Origin of the sequence: Candidatus Magnetaquicoccus inordinatus, assembly GCF_004217665.1 — a bacterium.
GTDB classification, from domain to species: domain Bacteria; phylum Pseudomonadota; class Magnetococcia; order Magnetococcales; family Magnetaquicoccaceae; genus Magnetaquicoccus; species Magnetaquicoccus inordinatus.
This window is the reverse complement of sequence record NZ_RXIU01000521.1, coordinates 1-1,083: the sequence shown is the minus strand read 5'-3', so window position 1 is coordinate 1,083 and position 1,083 is coordinate 1. Positions and strand designations below refer to the sequence as shown.

At 53.4% G+C, this 1,083-nt stretch carries 2 protein-coding genes; both read left to right on the top strand.

Annotation, left to right across the window (positions count from 1 at the left end; all coding sequences use genetic code 11):
- The coding region (locus tag EJP87_RS16990; RefSeq protein ID WP_130473001.1) for a helix-turn-helix domain-containing protein at window positions 1–249 on the top strand (249 nt) is incomplete at its 5' end.
- A 115-nt stretch (window positions 250–364) separates the two neighbouring features.
- Window positions 365–1,083, top strand: a 719-nt coding sequence (locus EJP87_RS16985) for a class I SAM-dependent DNA methyltransferase (protein ID WP_130473000.1), incomplete at its 3' end; no start/stop codon positions are given.

Genomic DNA, 1,083 nt, shown 5'->3' with positions numbered 1-1,083 from the left:
ATGCTGGCGGCCATCAGTGCCTTTGAAAGAGACCTGCTGCGGGAGCGTCAGCAGGAAGGAATTGAGAAGGCCAAGGCAGAGGGAGTCTACAAGGGACGCAAACCCACCGCCCGTGCCAAATCCCAGCAGGTGCTGGAGTTGGTTGCTCAAGGGGTCTCTAAGGTCGATGTGGCCAAGAGGACCGGCATCTCTGTGCCGTCAGTCTACCGGATTATTGCTGCTGCGACCCCAAGCAGTACCACCACTTGACCGTTCTTTCCTGCTGCTCCTGTATTGACCCTGCAAACACTGGTATCCTTGCCCCTGCTGTCAGGCTTTAGTGAACCCGGTACTTTTGCTCATCAATGTCACCCAAGGCAAACCCATGGCTCTGAAGAAATCTGAACTCTACTCTTCTTTGTGGAAATCATGCGATGAACTGCGTGGCGGGATGGATGCCAGCCAGTATAAGGATTATGTGCTGGTACTGCTGTTTGTCAAATATGTCTCTGACAAATATGCGGGTGACCCCAGGGCGTTGATTGATGTTCCCCCGGGTGGCAGCTTTGCGGACATGGTAGCCGCCAAGGGCAACAAGGAGATTGGAGATAAAATCAACAAAATCATTGGCAGGCTGGCGGATGCCAATGACAGCTTGAAGGGTGCCATCAACGTCGCTGATTTCAACGACGAGGAGAAGCTCGGCAAGGGTCAAGCCATGGTGGACCGGTTGACCAAACTGGTGGCCATCTTTGAAAAGCTGGATTTTGGACGTAACCGGGTGGAAGGTGATGACCTGCTTGGTGATGCCTATGAATACCTGATGAGGCATTTTGCAACTGAATCTGGAAAGAGCAAGGGACAGTTCTACACGCCAGCGGAGGTTTCACGGGTCATGGCCATGGTCATTGACTTAAGCAAAACCACCCGTGCCGACCAAACCATCTATGACCCGACCTGCGGTTCCGGTTCCTTGTTGCTCAAAGCGCATGATGAGGCCAAAAGTAGAACCGGCTTTGACTTGGCTCTCTACGGTCAGGAGATGGATAACGCCACCTCCGCACTGGCCCGCATGAACATGGTGCTGCATGACTGTCCAACTGC